This window comes from Virgibacillus sp. NKC19-16 (genome assembly GCF_021560035.1).
GTDB classification, from domain to species: Bacteria; Bacillota; Bacilli; order Bacillales; family Amphibacillaceae; genus Virgibacillus_L; species Virgibacillus_L salidurans.
Genome location: NZ_CP074373.1, coordinates 178,376 through 193,568 on the forward strand (window position 1 = coordinate 178,376; position 15,193 = coordinate 193,568).

General features: G+C 41.1%; 19 protein-coding genes. 15 read left to right on the forward strand and 4 right to left on the reverse strand.

Translation table 11 applies throughout. The features are described from left to right. From KFZ58_RS01005 to KFZ58_RS01040, 8 genes are all read left to right on the forward strand, one after another. Entirely contained in the window at positions 1–882 is an 882-nt protein-coding gene (locus tag KFZ58_RS01005) for an ABC transporter ATP-binding protein (protein ID WP_235793034.1), read from the forward strand. After that, positions 860–1,504 (forward strand): ABC-2 transporter permease, encoded by a 645-nt coding sequence (locus KFZ58_RS01010; protein ID WP_235793035.1) that lies wholly within the window; start codon positions 860–862, stop codon positions 1,502–1,504. The genes KFZ58_RS01005 and KFZ58_RS01010 overlap by 23 nt, the downstream gene beginning before the upstream one ends. A gap of 68 nt (positions 1,505–1,572) precedes the next feature. Beyond that, a complete protein-coding gene (locus KFZ58_RS01015; RefSeq protein WP_235793036.1) occupies positions 1,573–1,806 on the forward strand; it encodes a hypothetical protein in 234 nt (77 codons plus the stop codon). Between the two features lie 60 nt (positions 1,807–1,866). Further along, the gene (locus tag KFZ58_RS01020) at positions 1,867–2,691 is read left to right on the forward strand and encodes a dioxygenase family protein (RefSeq protein WP_235793037.1); all 825 of its coding nucleotides are present in this window, start codon (positions 1,867–1,869) and stop codon (positions 2,689–2,691) included. A gap of 289 nt (positions 2,692–2,980) precedes the next feature. Beyond that, the gene (locus KFZ58_RS01025) at positions 2,981–3,694 is read left to right on the forward strand and encodes a polysaccharide deacetylase family protein (protein WP_235793038.1); all 714 of its coding nucleotides are present in this window, start codon (positions 2,981–2,983) and stop codon (positions 3,692–3,694) included. Positions 3,695–3,793: 99 nt separating this feature from the next. After that, positions 3,794–4,927, forward strand: coding sequence for a GNAT family N-acetyltransferase (locus KFZ58_RS01030; protein ID WP_235793039.1), 1,134 nt, complete (start codon positions 3,794–3,796; stop codon positions 4,925–4,927). Between the two features lie 339 nt (positions 4,928–5,266). Further along, on the forward strand, positions 5,267–5,902 hold the full coding sequence (locus KFZ58_RS01035) for a hypothetical protein (RefSeq protein WP_235793040.1): 636 nt from the start codon (positions 5,267–5,269) through the stop codon (positions 5,900–5,902). Beyond that, a complete protein-coding gene (locus KFZ58_RS01040) occupies positions 5,902–7,200 on the forward strand; it encodes an efflux RND transporter periplasmic adaptor subunit (protein ID WP_235793041.1) in 1,299 nt (432 codons plus the stop codon). The genes KFZ58_RS01035 and KFZ58_RS01040 overlap by 1 nt, the downstream gene beginning before the upstream one ends. 30 nt (positions 7,201–7,230) lie before the next feature. Here KFZ58_RS01040 and KFZ58_RS01045 read toward each other — a convergent pair whose 3' ends face one another. Next, positions 7,231–8,082, reverse strand: coding sequence for a YihY/virulence factor BrkB family protein (locus tag KFZ58_RS01045; RefSeq protein ID WP_235793042.1), 852 nt, complete (start codon positions 8,080–8,082; stop codon positions 7,231–7,233). A 140-nt stretch (positions 8,083–8,222) separates the two neighbouring features. Between KFZ58_RS01045 and KFZ58_RS01050 the strand changes: the two genes are divergently transcribed. Genes KFZ58_RS01050 through KFZ58_RS01060 form a run of 3 tightly spaced genes read left to right on the forward strand, consistent with a single transcriptional unit; the run spans position 8,223 to position 9,377 of the window. Continuing rightward, positions 8,223–8,717 carry a DUF948 domain-containing protein gene (locus tag KFZ58_RS01050; protein ID WP_235793043.1) on the forward strand — a complete coding sequence of 165 codons (495 nt, stop codon included), beginning with the start codon at positions 8,223–8,225 and terminating at the stop codon, positions 8,715–8,717. Then, complete coding sequence (locus KFZ58_RS01055) at positions 8,714–9,169, forward strand: DUF948 domain-containing protein (protein WP_235793044.1); 456 nt, start codon at positions 8,714–8,716, stop codon at positions 9,167–9,169. Before KFZ58_RS01050 ends, KFZ58_RS01055 begins: the two co-directional genes overlap by 4 nt. Continuing rightward, positions 9,153–9,377, forward strand: a complete 225-nt coding sequence (locus KFZ58_RS01060; protein WP_235793045.1) for a hypothetical protein — start codon at positions 9,153–9,155, stop codon at positions 9,375–9,377. Before KFZ58_RS01055 ends, KFZ58_RS01060 begins: the two co-directional genes overlap by 17 nt. Before the next feature lie 42 nt (positions 9,378–9,419). Here the strand turns inward: KFZ58_RS01060 and KFZ58_RS01065 are convergent, their stop codons facing one another. After that, a complete protein-coding gene (locus KFZ58_RS01065; RefSeq protein WP_235793046.1) occupies positions 9,420–9,839 on the reverse strand; it encodes a DUF948 domain-containing protein in 420 nt (139 codons plus the stop codon). Positions 9,840–10,410: 571 nt separating this feature from the next. On the opposite strand from KFZ58_RS01065, the gene cwlD reads away from it, so the two are divergent. Then, positions 10,411–11,139, forward strand: coding sequence for an N-acetylmuramoyl-L-alanine amidase CwlD (gene cwlD, locus KFZ58_RS01070; protein ID WP_235793047.1), 729 nt, complete (start codon positions 10,411–10,413; stop codon positions 11,137–11,139). A gap of 109 nt (positions 11,140–11,248) precedes the next feature. Continuing rightward, positions 11,249–12,304, forward strand: a complete 1,056-nt coding sequence (salA, locus tag KFZ58_RS01075) for an iron-sulfur carrier protein/transcriptional regulator SalA (protein ID WP_235794626.1) — start codon at positions 11,249–11,251, stop codon at positions 12,302–12,304. Positions 12,305–12,362: 58 nt separating this feature from the next. On the opposite strand, the gene gerD is transcribed toward salA, so the two are convergent. Continuing rightward, positions 12,363–13,022 (reverse strand): spore germination lipoprotein GerD, encoded by a 660-nt coding sequence (gene gerD / locus KFZ58_RS01080; protein ID WP_235793048.1) that lies wholly within the window; start codon positions 13,020–13,022, stop codon positions 12,363–12,365. A 152-nt stretch (positions 13,023–13,174) separates the two neighbouring features. Here gerD and KFZ58_RS01085 point away from each other — a divergent pair, with 152 nt between their 5' ends. Continuing rightward, positions 13,175–13,828 carry a KinB-signaling pathway activation protein gene (locus KFZ58_RS01085; RefSeq protein WP_235793049.1) on the forward strand — a complete coding sequence of 218 codons (654 nt, stop codon included), beginning with the start codon at positions 13,175–13,177 and terminating at the stop codon, positions 13,826–13,828. 36 nt (positions 13,829–13,864) lie between these two features. Here the strand turns inward: KFZ58_RS01085 and pdaB are convergent, their stop codons facing one another. Then, positions 13,865–14,623, reverse strand: coding sequence for a polysaccharide deacetylase family sporulation protein PdaB (gene pdaB / locus KFZ58_RS01090; RefSeq protein ID WP_235793050.1), 759 nt, complete (start codon positions 14,621–14,623; stop codon positions 13,865–13,867). 259 nt (positions 14,624–14,882) lie between these two features. Between pdaB and KFZ58_RS01095 the strand changes: the two genes are divergently transcribed. Then, positions 14,883–15,104 (forward strand): hypothetical protein, encoded by a 222-nt coding sequence (locus KFZ58_RS01095; RefSeq protein ID WP_235793051.1) that lies wholly within the window; start codon positions 14,883–14,885, stop codon positions 15,102–15,104. The last annotated feature ends 89 nt before the right edge of the window (positions 15,105–15,193 follow it).

Genomic DNA, 15,193 nt, shown 5'->3' on the forward strand with positions numbered 1-15,193 from the left:
ATGGAAAATATAGTTGAAGTGAAAAATTTAGAGAAGCGATTTTTCAAGTTTGCCTTGGAAGGGATTAACTTAACGGTGAAAAAAGGCTTTATTACCGGCTTCATCGGCCCGAATGGAGCGGGCAAGAGTACGACGATCCGCTGCATCATGAACCTGATCCGACCTGATCAAGGAGAAATTCGGATTTTTGGGAAGACACATGAAGCGGACACGGAGGAAATTAAGCAGCGCATCGGATTTGTCCAGGATGAGAGCTTCTTTTACGGGCATTTGTCCCTGGAGCAGAACAAAAAACTGATTGCCCCTTTTTATCAGACGTGGAATGAGGAGCTGTTCACCTATTATATTGATCTGTTTGAGCTGCCTCGTATGAAAAAGGTGGACCATCTTTCCAAAGGGATGAAGATGAAGTTTTCTTTGGCGATGGCATTGTCCCATGATCCGGAGCTGATTATCATGGATGAACCCACTTCAGGGCTGGATCCCGTGTTTCGGAGAGAATTGCTGGAGCTCTTGCAGGACATTATTCAGGATGAAGAAAAAGCGGTGTTTTTCTCGACCCATATCACGCAAGACCTGGAGAAGGTTGCCGACTTTATCACGTTTATTGATAAAGGAAAAGTCATGGCGAGTGAGGAAAAGGATGCGTTGTTGGATCAGTATGCAGTAGTGAAAGGGCCGAAAGAGTGGTTGACACCAGGACGGCGCCGACTGCTGCAAGGCTTAAAGGAAACGGATATCGGATTTGAGGGGTTGCTTGCGGATAAACAGCAGTTTGCCGGGGAGGAAACCGGCCAGGTGCTGCTGGAGCGGCCATCGCTTGAGGACATTATGTTTTATACGGTAAAGGAGCGTAAAAATGATCATTCAATTATTGCGTAATGAAGTGTTCGGTCAAAACACTTATATCTATCTTTTAGTCTTTTTCTGGTTCATTCCAATGACAGGATTTTTTACAAGCGGTGCGCCAATCCAGCATATTTTATTACTGATTCTTTTTGCTGCCTGGATCCCGAGCTCTGCGACTTATTATGAGCAACCGGCACTGATGAATACCTTGCCCGTCACTCGGAAGAAAATCATTTTAGCAAAATATCTCACGCCACTGATATGGTTCATCCCGGCTGCGGCGCTTGTGTCTTTCTATGTTTTTCTGTTTGTCACCTTTGCTCCATTCCCGGCTCGGCTGATGACGGGATGGGATTTGTTGCTGGCCCTTGCCGGACTTCTTTTGCTAATGTCTGTTTTCTATCCGCTCCATCTTTTGTTCGGCTATGTTCCAGCGATGGCTTTGTCGGTGATAGCAGCAGTGGCAACATCGATTAGCATACAGATGGTTATGAATATTTATCATAATCCTAGAATGGACTCGCTAGACAATATGGTGGAGACCATCATGGCAAATCCAAATGTCTTCATCATGCTGCTTGCGGGCATTAGTTTGATTATTACACTGCTATCCTATGCTTTATCCGTTTGGCTTTATGAGCGGAAGGATTTTTAAAAGGGAGTGTCTACGGGAGCCGTTTTATCATTGCGAAATGTAAACAAGAAATTAGGAGGCACTTGCATATGTTTTGGATGCAAATGCCTTGGACTATTGGATTTTTAGGAATCATGCTGGTGATTAACATATGTAAGATTGTAAGAGCAGTCATCGAGGGAAGTAGTGTTGATAGCTATTGTGGTGCTGTTTTTGTTGCAACAAATACTCATAGGAAAAAGGATTTCCCGGCCCATTTCTCGAAAATATACAATGTAACGAAAGGAGAATCTTATGAAACCACCCGTGGAAAAACGCATTAACTTCTAAAATAAAAAAACCGTCATAAGATAATAAAAATGCCGCATATAAGGGGGGACTGTTTGTACTATAACCCATATAATTCTTATAATCCGCATTATATTTATTCCTTTCAAAATCGACAATTGCCGAAATACGAGCAACAATTCCATAATGCAAATAACCAGCAATCACCTCAATATCAACAGATGTTATGTCAACAACAGGAATGGCTTCAAAGGTTTATCCTGCACCAGCAACACAACACATTTCTAACGCTAAGCTATAGTTTTGAAGATACCGATCAATGTGTGCTAACTAGTCAGGCGGAAGAAGGTCCGTTCTATTTAGAAAACGTTCCTTATCGCAGAGATATTCGCGAGAAGCAGACTGGCGAAGATCTATGCCTGCGTTTAAAAATTGTAAATGTAAAGGGGTGCATAGCCATTCCAAGAGCAGAAGTTGATGTTTGGCATAGCAATGCTTTCGGAATTTACTCAGGCTACGATAATGCAGCTCTTGAAAACGAAGAAAACCCCGATCATATTGAGCCAACGAATAACGAAACATATCTGCGTGGCCGCCAGCGAGCAGATGAAAACGGAATGGTAGAGTTCTTGACGAAGTTTCCTGGTTGGTACGAAACGAGGACAATACATATTCATATGAAGGTCTTTGTAGCTGGAAAAGAAGTTCTTACTACACAATTGTTCTTCCCTCAGAGATTTAATTATATGATTCAATCAATGCTTCCTTATAATGTGAGATACTTTAGTCCTGTTATCAATGAAGATGATTTTGTCTTACGAGACTCCCACGGGGTTCAAGGAGCTTGGCCAAAAATAGCTCGTAAAGGTCAAGCCTATATGGGAACGTTGACAATCGGGGTAATGTTACAAACGGAGTGAGCTAATTATAGCTTACTCCGTTTAAATTTATTTGCGTAAGGCCCTATAGACATTCCAAAACTGTGTCCCTCTGAATTGGTTCATTTTGATAAAAATCAGTAAAAATTTACCTTTAAAGGTGTTGGTCCGATATTAAAACCATTCTGGCGTCATTCCCTTTTGTGTAACGTCCAAACCATTATCTTCATATAGTAAAAGATATAGGTGAATATGGAGATATGGAGGTTGAATGAATATGTATTTTCATCATGGCGATTCATGGAGGTATTGGGATGGTCCCATTAGACAAATGAGCCAAAGTCAACCCGAGGGGGGATCAGAAAGTGTTGGCAGAGAGCCTAATTTAGTTGCGAATTCGATTCTGCAGCGTGAATACCCCAACATTGTTTTTTTAAGCGGTTCATCTGAAGAGAATAGAGTGGCTTTAACTTTTGATGATGGTCCGGATATGCGCTTTACACCTCAAGTACTGGATGTTCTTAATAGATATCAAGTAAACGCTACTTTTTTCCTGATGGGCGCCAGAGCAGCTGAATACCCCGATATTGTCAGGAGAGCTAACGCTGAAGGGCATGCCATTGGAAATCATACGTATTGGCACCCCAATTTAGCGGAAGAAAGCCTGGGAAGAGCTCATTGGGAAGTAACAACCACAGAGGAAACGATTGAACAAATTCTGGGATTCCGCCCCAGATTATTCCGTCCCCCGTATGGTAATTTAAACCGGCAGATTGTTGAATTACTCGGCAGCATGGGCAATACGATAATTCTCTGGAACGTCGATTCCCTGGATTGGAGGCAATTGGAAGCTGATGTAATTGCCGACAATGTTTTAGGAAATACCATGCCTGGTTCTATCATACTCATGCATGATGGCGGTGATTGGACAATGGATTTATCAGGTACCGTCAATGCTTTAGATACAATTATTCCGCGTCTGCAGCAAGAAGGGATGGAATTTGTGACTATTCCTGAATTAATCAATGTAAGTGAAGCAAAGTGATTCTAACTGTTGCATATCATTAATTAATCTTCATGATACCAAAAATACCATTTTTCCTTTATCATAATAATAAGTATTATTGTGAAGGAGGCTCATACTTTGAAAAATATCAAAACATTAACCGAAGCAGATTACAATGAAATTTTTTCGCTTTCTCAATTTGCTTTTCAATATAAATTGTCAGAAGAGGAGTTGCAGAAGAAAAAGGAAGAAGTGAAGCGGCATACGGTCTGGGGATGGATGGAAGAGGATCAAATAGCGGCAAAGGTTCATCTGATACCACTGTCCTGTTATATCCATGGCAGGTCTTTTGCGATGGGCGGAATTAGCTCTGTTGCGACATGGCCTGAATACCGCAGGCAGGGGATGGTCAAACATTTGCTTTATCATGCATTAAAACAAATGAAGCAGAATGGACAAACCCTCTCCTTTCTGCATCCATTTTCGTTTGCCTTTTACCGAAAGTACGGATGGGAGCATGCCTTCACACAACAGCGGTATTCCATCCCTTTGGAAAAATTGAAGAAGGAATGGGGCGGAGCAGGTTATGTGCGACGCATACAGCCTGATATACCCATGCTGCACCGTATATATACCGAATACGCAAAAACATTTAATGGCATATTGGAGCGTGATGAAAAGTGGTGGAAGCAACGTGTGTTAAAGGATGAGTCGCAGCATATTGCGGTTGCTTTTAGTGCTGAGGGCTATCCAGAGGGCTATTTAATATATAATGTGAAAGAGCAAGTGTTAACAGTGAAGGAAGTAGTATATAACAATTTAAATGCCCGTAAGCTGTTAGTGCAGTTTATCGGGAACCATGATTCGATGGCTGAAAAGGCTAACCTAGTTGTCCCTGAAGATGATAATCTACCTCTTTTGCTGGATGAACCACGGTTTGAGCAGAAGCTGCTTCCGTATTTTATGGCTCGAATTGTTGATGTAAAAGGCTTTTTAGAGGCGTATCCTTTTCAAGGTGATGGCAAGCTTACATTAGAGTTGGAGGATGAGTTTTTGCCGGAGAATAGCGGGAGTTATCAGTTGGGACATGGTGATGTGGCAAATATAGAAGCTATTCAATGCTCGATTCAGGTTCTGACAGGCGTGCTTTTAGGATACAAGCGGCCAAGTGATTATTATCAAGTGGGGCTGTTAAAAGGCGATGCGCAGGCTATCGAACAGCTTGAGGAACTCATTCCAAGGCGGCAGACATATTTGATGGATTTCTTTTAGAATGCGGACCAAATCGAGAGAGAGCACGTCTGAAACGGGAGAGCCCCACGACAAAACGGGAGACACCCGCACTAAATCGGGAGAGCGTCTGCAAAACTATAAATCTCACACGTCAGCCGATAAATCCCACCGACCTCCAAAAAGGATGCCCCTCCCTCAGAGCATCCTTTTCATGTTCGTCCATTAAACAGGGTACAATTTCCTAATCTACGAAAATTAAACAAATAAGATAGAATTTTATCGGATTTTAGGTTAAAATTAAGAAAAATATGTAAAAAGTGATAGAAAAGGAATGTAATCATGACCTACTCTGTTAATTTATTTAAATTTTTTCGATCGATGGACAATCATTTATTTCGGATTCGCAAGGCGGAGAAAATACAAAATCTATGGAAAGTAAGTGTGTTACTCGTTTTGTTTAGTATGTTCATATATGCGGGGATGGCTTATTTGGGGATTGGGACAGACCTTATCTCGCAAAATTTTGCCAGACTCTCGCCTGCTGCATATGAACAAAGTAAGTTCTGGTTTATTATCGGCCGCGCGGGATTTGCTGTTTTATTTGCTGCACTTATATTATTTGTGCCTGCTTTGCTTTTTTATTTATTAACAGACATACCTTACCAGAAATTGATTATCATGCAACAGGTTGTGCTTGTTGTTCTATTAATCGAGCGAATTATTTGGATCCCATTGATGCTTATAATTGGGCTGGATTGGTATGTGTCACCACTGTCACTCGGAATAATCACATCTTATTTAACGGAAACACCGTGGGTCATTTATTTTTTCGGGGCCATCTCGCTTTTCCAATTATGGATTATTTGGTTTCAGGTTAAATATATGAGCACGATGACTGTTGTGAAAAAGCGTTGGCTGTGGGCGAATGTTATCTTGTTACATATTCTATTTTGGTGTATTGCGGCGCTCTTAGCCTATGCTGATGAGTTCATCATAAGTGGGTGGTTTGGATGATGCGAAGAAGACTAATTCAGGCAGCTGTTGTTTTGTTTATTGGTATTAATTTTTTACTTGTCTATGTGGATGATGATGGTAATGTGGAAAGAAAATCGTATATTAAAAATTGGTCGCAAGTTTTTGAGGCAGATGTTGCTGAGCGACTTCATAAACCAGGGGTGCTGGCATCTGTGAGTGAGGATCATGTCTATTTTGACGAGAATTTGGGCAGTTTTCAGGAATTCCTTGTCGAAGAAGGAACAGAAGTGAATGCAGGCGATGATCTTTATACGTACCAGGTTCATGATTATGTTGAGGCAGAAGCCGATTTAATGAATGAGGTCGAAGTGTTAAATGGTGAAATAGCTGCGATTGAAGCTGCTATTTCGGAGATGGAGCTCTATCAAATTCCTGACCAGGGGGGAGGCTCCTCGACTCAACAGCCACCACCTATGCCGTTTGATTTTGAAGAGGAAATGCCCGAAGAAGACGAAATCACGGAAATACCGGGAGACGATGAAATGATGGAAACAATGGAGCCTGAAACCCCGGTTGAGGCGGAATTGATGAAAGAACAATATATCATCGAAAAAGAAAAAGAGTTAGCTCAAAAGACAGCGGAATTAACGAGTGTAGAGAGTCAATTAACCGAGCTTACATCAAATGGTGACACCATCACGGTGGAAAGCCCTTTTCAGGGGAAAATAAAAACCGTACAGGAAACGCTCGATGACCCACTTATTACAATTGAAAGTACAGCTTTACATGCAGAGGGCGAATTAACCGAACAGGAACGCACCCAAATCGAACAGGGGCAAACAGTAGAAGTGACTCTCACGGAAGAGGATACTCTAATCGAAGGAGAAGTTGCTGGGGTGAGTGATTCACCAAAAGCGGTAGAGGTAGAAGAGGAAAGTGTTTATCCGTTTCATGTTTCTTTGAATGAAACTGGTGAGGAAGGGGAGCTTGAAGAATTGCTCCCAGGCTATCATGCGAACTTAAATATTACGCTCGATGAATCACTTGGTGCTGCGGTTCTTTTTGAAGATCTTGTATTCACTGACGCTGTATGGAAAATGAACGCGGAAGGCAAACTAGTAGAACAGGGAATTGAAACAGGGATTTTGATGAATAATATGCAGGAAATAACGGAGGGCGCAGAGGTTGGTGAATTTGTAGCAGAAGAGCCGGCAGGACAATTCCGCAGGCGCGCAGTATTCATCACACCACTAAAAGTACAAGAGGTGCCTTGGACGAACGTATTCAATTATGAAAATTGGAATAGGGCTCTGATTTCAGGATTACTTTCCAGGTGATGAAACGGTCTCTGAAACCAGAGGGTGTCCTTATATTCCAGATGCAATGTTCTTTTCAGGATCAGCCCGGCGCTGTTTTCGGTGGTATAGCACATTTATTACAGCACCGGTCATTAAGATGAGGCCGGTTAAAAAGAACCAGATCATCAATACGATAATACCGCCAAGGCTTCCATAAGTTGCGGAATAGTTTCCGAAATTACTGACGTAGAAAGAGAAGCCTAGGGATATCAATTGCCACAGGACACTTGCGGTAAGTGCTCCAGGAATTATATGCTTAAACGGTATTTTCTTATTTGGCGCAAACCGATATAGCATCATTAAAAGTCCTGAGAGAACGAGAATGCTGATCGTCCAGCGTAATACTTGAAATAGCAAGGTCATCGACTCTGAGATGCCTAATAGTGACTCTAGGAAGCCTATAATAATGTTACCAAACACCGGGAGAACAAACGCGATAACTAATGCTACTATCATGCCAAGTGTCAGTCCTAATGCGATAAGGCGCACAACAATGAAAGAACGTGTTTCTTCTACTCCATATGCTGCATTGGATGATTTGATAAATGCGTTAATGCCGTTAGAAGCGGCCCATAGGGCACCAAGGATACCGACAGTGAGCAAGCCTCCCTGAGGTGTTTCGACCAAGCTTACGATATTCTCTTCAAAAACGGAGGCTATTTCACTGGGCAAAACATTCCCGATGAAATTCACTGCATCATTTGGATTAATATTAAAGTATGGGATAATGGTAAATCCTACAATAATCAATGGAAATATAGCGAGAAGATAGTAATAGGATTGCGCTGCTGCCAATAATGGAACATTATCTTCTTTGAATTTTGTCATGAAGTCTTTTGCAAAATTTTTTACCCTATCCATTAAAGTTCCTCCATTCTTTGGTTTTACCTATTTCTATACCCTAAATGAGGAGCATTAAATCTTTTCATAGGGACAAAGTTAATTACGTTTTATTTCAGACGACAAGTGGTATAATTGAGTAAAAGGAGGTCTGGTGAATCATGGGCGTAATTTATTTAGGAATTTTATTTTGTTCAATCGCATTCGCAGTTGTAGTTGTATACATATGTCTTGTGTTAAAACGCGTATCCACCACAATGGAAGCCCTTGGGACAACCTTAGGTGAGGTAGAGAAAAAGTTTGAATCCATCACGCCGGAGATTAAATCAACTGTTCAGGCAACCGAGGAAATGGTGGACGACATGGAAGTTAAATTGAAAGCAACGGACAGTCTTTTCGATACCATGGAAAATGTGGGGAGTTCCGTTAATTCCATGAATCATGTTTACAAACAAAACAGGGAAAAGCTTACCAACAAGGAGTTCAGGCGCAAACTGACGCCATTTATTGAAGGAATCAAATGGAGTGAAGCAGCTTTTCTTTTATATTCCAAGTGGAAAAAGAAACAACAAACGGACAAAAATGAACTGATGATTCAGGATGAAAATACAGAAATGATACCATACAATCAAACAGGGAGTAGGGATAACATATGACATTAACTGGGGTAGGCGTACTCATTATCGGCGTAGCTTTTCTTATATTAACCATTTTTATTGCACATACATTGCAAAATTTGGCGGGAATTCTTAGTGGCATTGAAAAAACGGTCGAAAAGTTACCGGATCAGCTAGATGATGTGTTTAAAGAAACTGGAGACCTAATAAATCACAGCAATGACACGATTGCCGATGTAAACGAGAAATTAGGACAATTGAGCCCGTTATTCTACATTGTAGGTGATGTTGGAAATGTCACCAGGAGATTTTCCTCCTCATTAGTAGATGTAACGGAAACGGTGAAAAATAAAACAAATGACAGCAAGGATATTTCCCAGAAGAATAATTTGGGCGGCCTATACGGTTCATTTGCATTAGGATACTATCTGCTCACGAAACGCAGACAAGCGAAAAGTGAAGGAGCAACGACGGATGGACAGAACGAATAAATCTTTAATAGCGGTAAGTGCCGTGAGTGGTGCACTGCTTGGGTGGGTTGTTAAACAATCCGTCTCGAAGCGGCAAGAGCGCGTTGACTATAAACCTTTTGTGGAAAGGGTAAAGAATCGGGAAAGAAATTTTTATGCAGAAGGGCGCAAGCGAGCTAAGGAAATCGAAAGTATTAAGCAGGAAGTTCATCACAAAATAGAGCAATAAAAAAACTCCCTTGGTATAACTAAAAATACCGAGGGAGTTTCATTAATTTTTACGTTGTTTCTGAAAAATGTAATACCCTAATGTCAATGCTCCATACAAGCCCTCAAGGTTTCTGCCCTTCGTGATTTCGCTGCCTCCTGCTGTGCTTGCTTTCATCTCTTCTGTTGCATCAACCATAGAAGATGATAATTTCCTTGTCGCATTTCCGGCGTCACCTATGATATGAAGAATAGGGCTTAACTCTCTGATCTGGGTATTTAATTGGTTCAGTGTATCATTGCCTGTTGTAAGTACCTCTGTTGCCTGTGAACTTATGTCATCAACATTTTGCGGTAATTTGTCGGTCGTTTTTTGCAAACTTCCCAGAACACCTGACAATTTCATTAATGGTTTTATAAGAAGAACTACCAATGCAAGAAAAGCAACACCTATAACCAATACCCCAATTCCTAACCAATCCATTTAACAGTCTCCTCTCTTGGATGGAACTTTTTCTTTTACTATTACCACTGTATCAATAAAAATAAACGTTAATAGCTTTTCCTGAGGTTCTAAGTATTGTTGATTTTAAATCAAGATTGATGCTTTTAACCCGCTGCGGAAATACATTCCGCTTTCCGCGGGCGGCTGATGAGCCTCCTTGTGCTGGCGCACTGCGGAGTCTCATCGTAGCCTTTAGCTCCCGCGGGAGTCTCCATGTATTTCCTCCGCTTGTGTTGTGCTTTTTAAAATCGAACAACAGATATCCACCTTCGATAGTTGATTGGAGCGGAGGACCGTTGACTCATGCGGGGAAAATACGTGTCTGAAGACCCCGCAGGAAGTGGTTTCCTTCTGACTGGAGCCGTGCCTAAGGTGCGCAAGGGTCCGCAGCGGAAATCAACAAGCACTTATGTCGCAGTTTAAATCTTTTGAGTCAAAAGCTACACTCTTCTAGAATATAGTGTCCCAAGAAAAACAGCTATTATGTATTGTCATAATACCATAACTCGTCCCATAAAATAAAGAAAGCAAATGATAAGGGGCGAGTGTTATGAGTCGTGGTAGCAAAATTACTTTATGGGCAATAGGGTTTTTATTATTAATTTTTCTTATTCAATTTCCGCTTCAGCAAAGTGAAGAAACGTGGGAATCTTCCTCTTGGTCCTTACCATTGTCCGGGAAAACAATTGTCATTGATCCTGGTCATGGCGGTGTCGATGGGGGTGCGGTTGGTGAAGATGAAACATTGGAGAAAGACATCGCACTATCTATGGCTAAAAAGCTCCAGCGTTACTTGCAGCAAACCGGTGCGATTGTTTATTTAACAAGGGAAGAAGACGTGGACCTGGCCGCGGAAGATACACAAGGGCTTTCCCGAAGAAAATCGGAGGATATTCGTAACCGACTACAATTTATTCATGACCACGAGGCCGATTTCTTCGTGACATTACATTTAAATGCTCTGCCATCAAGCAAATGGCGTGGCGCGCAAACATTTTACTATCCGGAACTTGACGAAAGCAGACACTTGGCAAAAATGATCCAATCGGAAATTATTCGTAATCTGGAAAATACGGATCGATCCCCGTTAGCGAATAATGGCATGTATCTTTTAAAACATGCAGAAGTACCCGGCGCTTTAGTTGAGGTAGGTTTCCTGTCAAATGCGGAGGAACGTGAATTATTAAAACAGGACGATTATCAAGACCAGATGGCAGCAAGTATTTATGAAGGAATTTTGAGATATGTCACGGAAGAAATAGAAGGCCAAGAGGAATAAATTCCTGCAAATAAATCCCATAATTCAAATCACTTAGATTTTATGTGTTTTATGTTATACTGGCTTTGATAGAAATTTTTATATAGCCAATAAGGGGATGGTGACATATATGTTAACAAATGACGAAATTGTACAACTACTTAACCCGGTTAAGGATCCGTTTTTACATACAACGTTTGAGGAAACTGGCGCTATAAAAAACATCAATATTAAAGAAGAGAAAAAGCATGTCAGTTTAAAGATAGCTATTGGGAAAACAAATACGGGAGAACAGATGCAATTGCAACAGGAAATTGTAGGCATTTTAAAACAAAATGGCGCTACAACAGTTGGCCTGCGCTTTGAGCAATTGCCTGATGAAATTATTCAAAAATACCAGCCAGCTGTAGAAAAAGAACAAGAAAGTTCATTGATGGGCGGCGCAAATCCACCACACTTTATCGCCATTGCAAGTGGTAAGGGCGGTGTTGGAAAATCAACGGTTACGGTTAATCTCGCTATGTCATTAATGCGACTCGGTAAAAAAGTAGGCATTATTGATGCGGATATATACGGATTTAGTGTTCCGGATATGATGGGTGTTGAGGAACGCCCGCAAGTTCGCGGTAAAACGATCATTCCAGTGGAACGTTTTGGTGTAAAACTTATTTCCATGGGTTTCTTTGTTGAAGACAACTCGCCAATCATCTGGCGCGGGCCAATGCTTGGAAAAATGCTGAATAACTTTTTCAAGGAAGTAGAATGGGGCGATTTGGACTACTTGCTGCTTGACCTTCCACCAGGTACAGGCGATATCGCGATGGACGTGCATGAACTATTACCTACCTGCAAGGAGGTACTTGTGACAACCCCGCATCCAACGGCAGCATTCGTAGCAGCACGTGCTGGCCAGATGGCATTAAAGACAGAACATGAAATTCTGGGTGTTGTTGAAAATATGGCCTATTTTGAAAGTAAATCTGGAGATAAAGAGTATGTTTTTGGACAAGGTGGCGGACCGAAGCTTGCAGAAGCACTGAAAACAAAGGTGCTCGGTCAATTGCCTCTCCAGCAGCCATATGAGGAAGAAGATATTTTTGCGCCATCGATATATCAAGAAGACCATCCAATTGGACAAGAATATCATAAAATTGCTTCGAAAATTGCAGCGAAAGTAGAGGAATAAAAATAGAGAAGAGGGCGTCCCCGCGCGTGCGCCCTTTTACACTGTCCGGTCGGCTGGGTTATTGGCCGCCTCCTCCACCGCTGCCACTACCACCGCCGCTTTCTCCACCACTACCACCACTACCACCACTGCCGCCGCCACCTTGCTGACCGCCACTGTCACCACTTTGGCCGCCGCCCTGTTCCTCAGCAGCTTTTAATAATATTTCCTGGATTTTAGCCTGGAATGTCGGGGTTTCTAATGTTTGTTGGATGGTTTCTTCCAAATGAGAGCGGAACTCCTGGCTTTTTAAAACACTTACCATTTGTTCAGTCATTTTTGGATCTTGCAAGAGCTCAAGCATTTGCTCTTGGTAGTTGGAATCATTCATTAAACTTTTCATCAGATCCTTTTGTGGCTCTTCCATGGAACTGGCAAAACTTTTAACAAACGCGGGATCTTCAAACAAACTTTTCCACATTTCTTTTCCCTTATCGGAAGTCAGTGTTTCATTTATGGATTTATTTACTTCATCAGATTCGATAACAAGTTCTTCTTTCATTGCCTCATCAGACATAATTTCTTGAAGTGCCTTCTTTCCATCCTCCGTCTGTAATATATCAACAACCATTTTCTTTGTTGTATCATATTCTGCTTCTTTTCCGGAGGAGCCTTCTCCATTACAGGCACTTATTAACATAATGGACATAATAACGAATATAAAAATTATGCGATTCATGAAGAGATCCTCCTTCCTTACACCCTTAATATGAGTGACAAATTTATAAAATATTCACTTCGTTAAGGAAAAAAATATTCCTTCGTGATAAAATAGCTGTTGAATCATTTGTGAAATTATAGCTTTTACATATTAAGTAGGAGGAAATCGGTTTGAACACGCGTAAATTAGTGAATTTCTTTTTTAAAACATTATTTATTGGAACGATAGCAGGGCTTGTTACAAGCTTCTTCGTAAAAGCTGAAGATTACGCCCTTGTTTTAAATCCGTTTGATTTTATGGGAATTGCTGGATTCCTATTGTTTTTTATAGGCTTGGGGCTCGTTTTTGCTGCAGTTAGTCAGATGGGGTTCTTTGCCCATTTATTTCTTAATCGTTTAGGGTTAGGCTTGTTCCGCTCCTATTGGCCGACGGTACAAGTTGTATTAATCGCCTTTGTTGTCTTCGATTTGGTATATTTCCCCTATCAAGCGACAGAAGGGGAAGTTTCTGTTCTATGGTATATGCTGATGGCGGCTGCGATCCTTGGTTACGGATTACTCATTGCCTGGATTAAAGCAAAGGAAACGAAACCACGGGCGTTTATTCCTGCATTGTTTTTAATGGTTGTGATGACAACGATCGAATGGATCCCCGGAATGCGAACAGAAGGAACAGATTACGCATGGTTAATGATTATCCCGCTACTCGCGTGTAACACCTATCAGCTTCTTAAACTCCACCGTTTGCACGAGACGGATTCGGATCAAGCGGCTACGGCGAGGGAAAATAATCCATCTAAAAAGGCAAATCCTAAAAAGGCATAATAAACACCCTGATAAGACGATTATCAGGGTGTTTATTTATTCTACTATTTCAGAATCTGCCTGTGCTTGGTTAATTAGCTCGGAAATGGATACGAACTCAAATTCTTTATTTTTTAATCCTGGCAAAATTGTATCTAATGCATTAGCGGTCTGCTTCACAGAATCAGATGCATGCATCAGGATTATATCACCGTTTGCTGTTTCCGTCATCACGTTATCGACAATGGTGTCCGTGCCAGGATTCGTCCAGTCATGCGAATTTACATTCCAGTGGATCACCTCAAAACCCATCTTTTCCGCCAGCTCAATGATTTCTGTATTAAAATGTCCACTCGGTGTACGAAGCAGGTTTACATCCTCATAATCCATTTTTTCAAAAACTTCCCTTGCCTGGACTAAATCATTTCGTACTTCATCGATTTCCTGATCAAGATAGCTTTTATAACGATAGCCTAACATCCCAATCTCATGCTCTCCTTCAGCAATGTCTTCTACAATATCAGGATGCCGTTCTACCCATTCTCCACTCAGGAAAAATGTTGCCTGAACCTGTTCTTGTTCAAGTTGCTCCAAAATATCAAACACTCTTTCTTCTCCCCAGCTGATATTGAACGTTAAGGCGATATTTGGTTCATTGGCATCCCCTTTTGATAAAGCAGCAGGCTCATCATCCGAAGAAACCGAAAATGCACCATCCCGTTCAAACCATACAAATGTAGCTGTGAAAAAAGCAAGCAGTACAACAATTCCCCAACGTTTCCACCTATTAAATTTCAAAACATAAAAATGCTCCATCATCGACTCCCCCATAACATGTCCTTCGTTACTTTAGTCTATGAATAGTAACTTCGAATAAGAACAAGCTATCTTTATATAATAAAAATGAGAGTTGTATGGATTAAAAGTACATAAACGTGGAAATAGTAAGCGTAATGATAAAAAGTGATAGAGTAACCGACGAAATTCGTCAATTTTCACGAATACATGTAGTGACTGATTTTAATGTAACTTTGGGTGAAAGACTGACTAGTTTAAGAAGGTTTGAGGTGGCGTAATGTTAGGCTTATTAATTAATGAAATGGAACAAAAAGAGATCGAATATCTCCTGAAACGCGAATTAGACGAATTACTTATGGATCTTGAGGATCATAGAATAGACAACATGGTTAAGCAAGCAATGAGAGAAAGATACCAGGCTTTATTTCAATTATTTCGTCGGGTAGCAACTGAACAAGAGTGCATTAAATACATGCCAAGACGAAGTGACCATCAATAAGCTATGAGTGGAAAGTCTAGTGGAATGAATCTCCCAGGCTTTCCTTTCTTACCTATATAATCGACTGTTTTTGCAAAAGGGGCAAGTTA

Bases quoted from the DNA above. Each gene is read 5' to 3' on its own strand.
- KFZ58_RS01065 (WP_235793046.1), bottom strand. From the start codon at position 9,839: ATGGATTGGTTAGGAATTGGGGTATTGGTTATAGGTGTTGCTTTTCTT.
- KFZ58_RS01005 (WP_235793034.1), top strand. From the start codon at position 1: ATGGAAAATATAGTTGAAGTGAAAAATTTAGAGAAGCGATTTTTCAAG.
- KFZ58_RS01010 (WP_235793035.1), top strand. From the start codon at position 860: ATGATCATTCAATTATTGCGTAATGAAGTGTTCGGTCAAAACACTTAT.
- KFZ58_RS01055 (WP_235793044.1), top strand. From the start codon at position 8,714: ATGACATTAACTGGGGTAGGCGTACTCATTATCGGCGTAGCTTTTCTT.
- salA (WP_235794626.1), top strand. From the start codon at position 11,249: ATGTTAACAAATGACGAAATTGTACAACTACTTAACCCGGTTAAGGAT.
- KFZ58_RS01060 (WP_235793045.1), top strand. From the start codon at position 9,153: ATGGACAGAACGAATAAATCTTTAATAGCGGTAAGTGCCGTGAGTGGT.
- KFZ58_RS01040 (WP_235793041.1), top strand. From the start codon at position 5,902: ATGCGAAGAAGACTAATTCAGGCAGCTGTTGTTTTGTTTATTGGTATT.
- KFZ58_RS01015 (WP_235793036.1), top strand. From the start codon at position 1,573: ATGTTTTGGATGCAAATGCCTTGGACTATTGGATTTTTAGGAATCATG.
- KFZ58_RS01045 (WP_235793042.1), bottom strand. From the start codon at position 8,082: ATGGATAGGGTAAAAAATTTTGCAAAAGACTTCATGACAAAATTCAAA.
- KFZ58_RS01035 (WP_235793040.1), top strand. From the start codon at position 5,267: ATGGACAATCATTTATTTCGGATTCGCAAGGCGGAGAAAATACAAAAT.
- KFZ58_RS01050 (WP_235793043.1), top strand. From the start codon at position 8,223: ATGGGCGTAATTTATTTAGGAATTTTATTTTGTTCAATCGCATTCGCA.
- KFZ58_RS01025 (WP_235793038.1), top strand. From the start codon at position 2,981: ATGAGCCAAAGTCAACCCGAGGGGGGATCAGAAAGTGTTGGCAGAGAG.
- gerD (WP_235793048.1), bottom strand. From the start codon at position 13,022: ATGAATCGCATAATTTTTATATTCGTTATTATGTCCATTATGTTAATA.
- cwlD (WP_235793047.1), top strand. From the start codon at position 10,411: ATGAGTCGTGGTAGCAAAATTACTTTATGGGCAATAGGGTTTTTATTA.
- KFZ58_RS01095 (WP_235793051.1), top strand. From the start codon at position 14,883: ATGTTAGGCTTATTAATTAATGAAATGGAACAAAAAGAGATCGAATAT.
- pdaB (WP_235793050.1), bottom strand. From the start codon at position 14,623: ATGGAGCATTTTTATGTTTTGAAATTTAATAGGTGGAAACGTTGGGGA.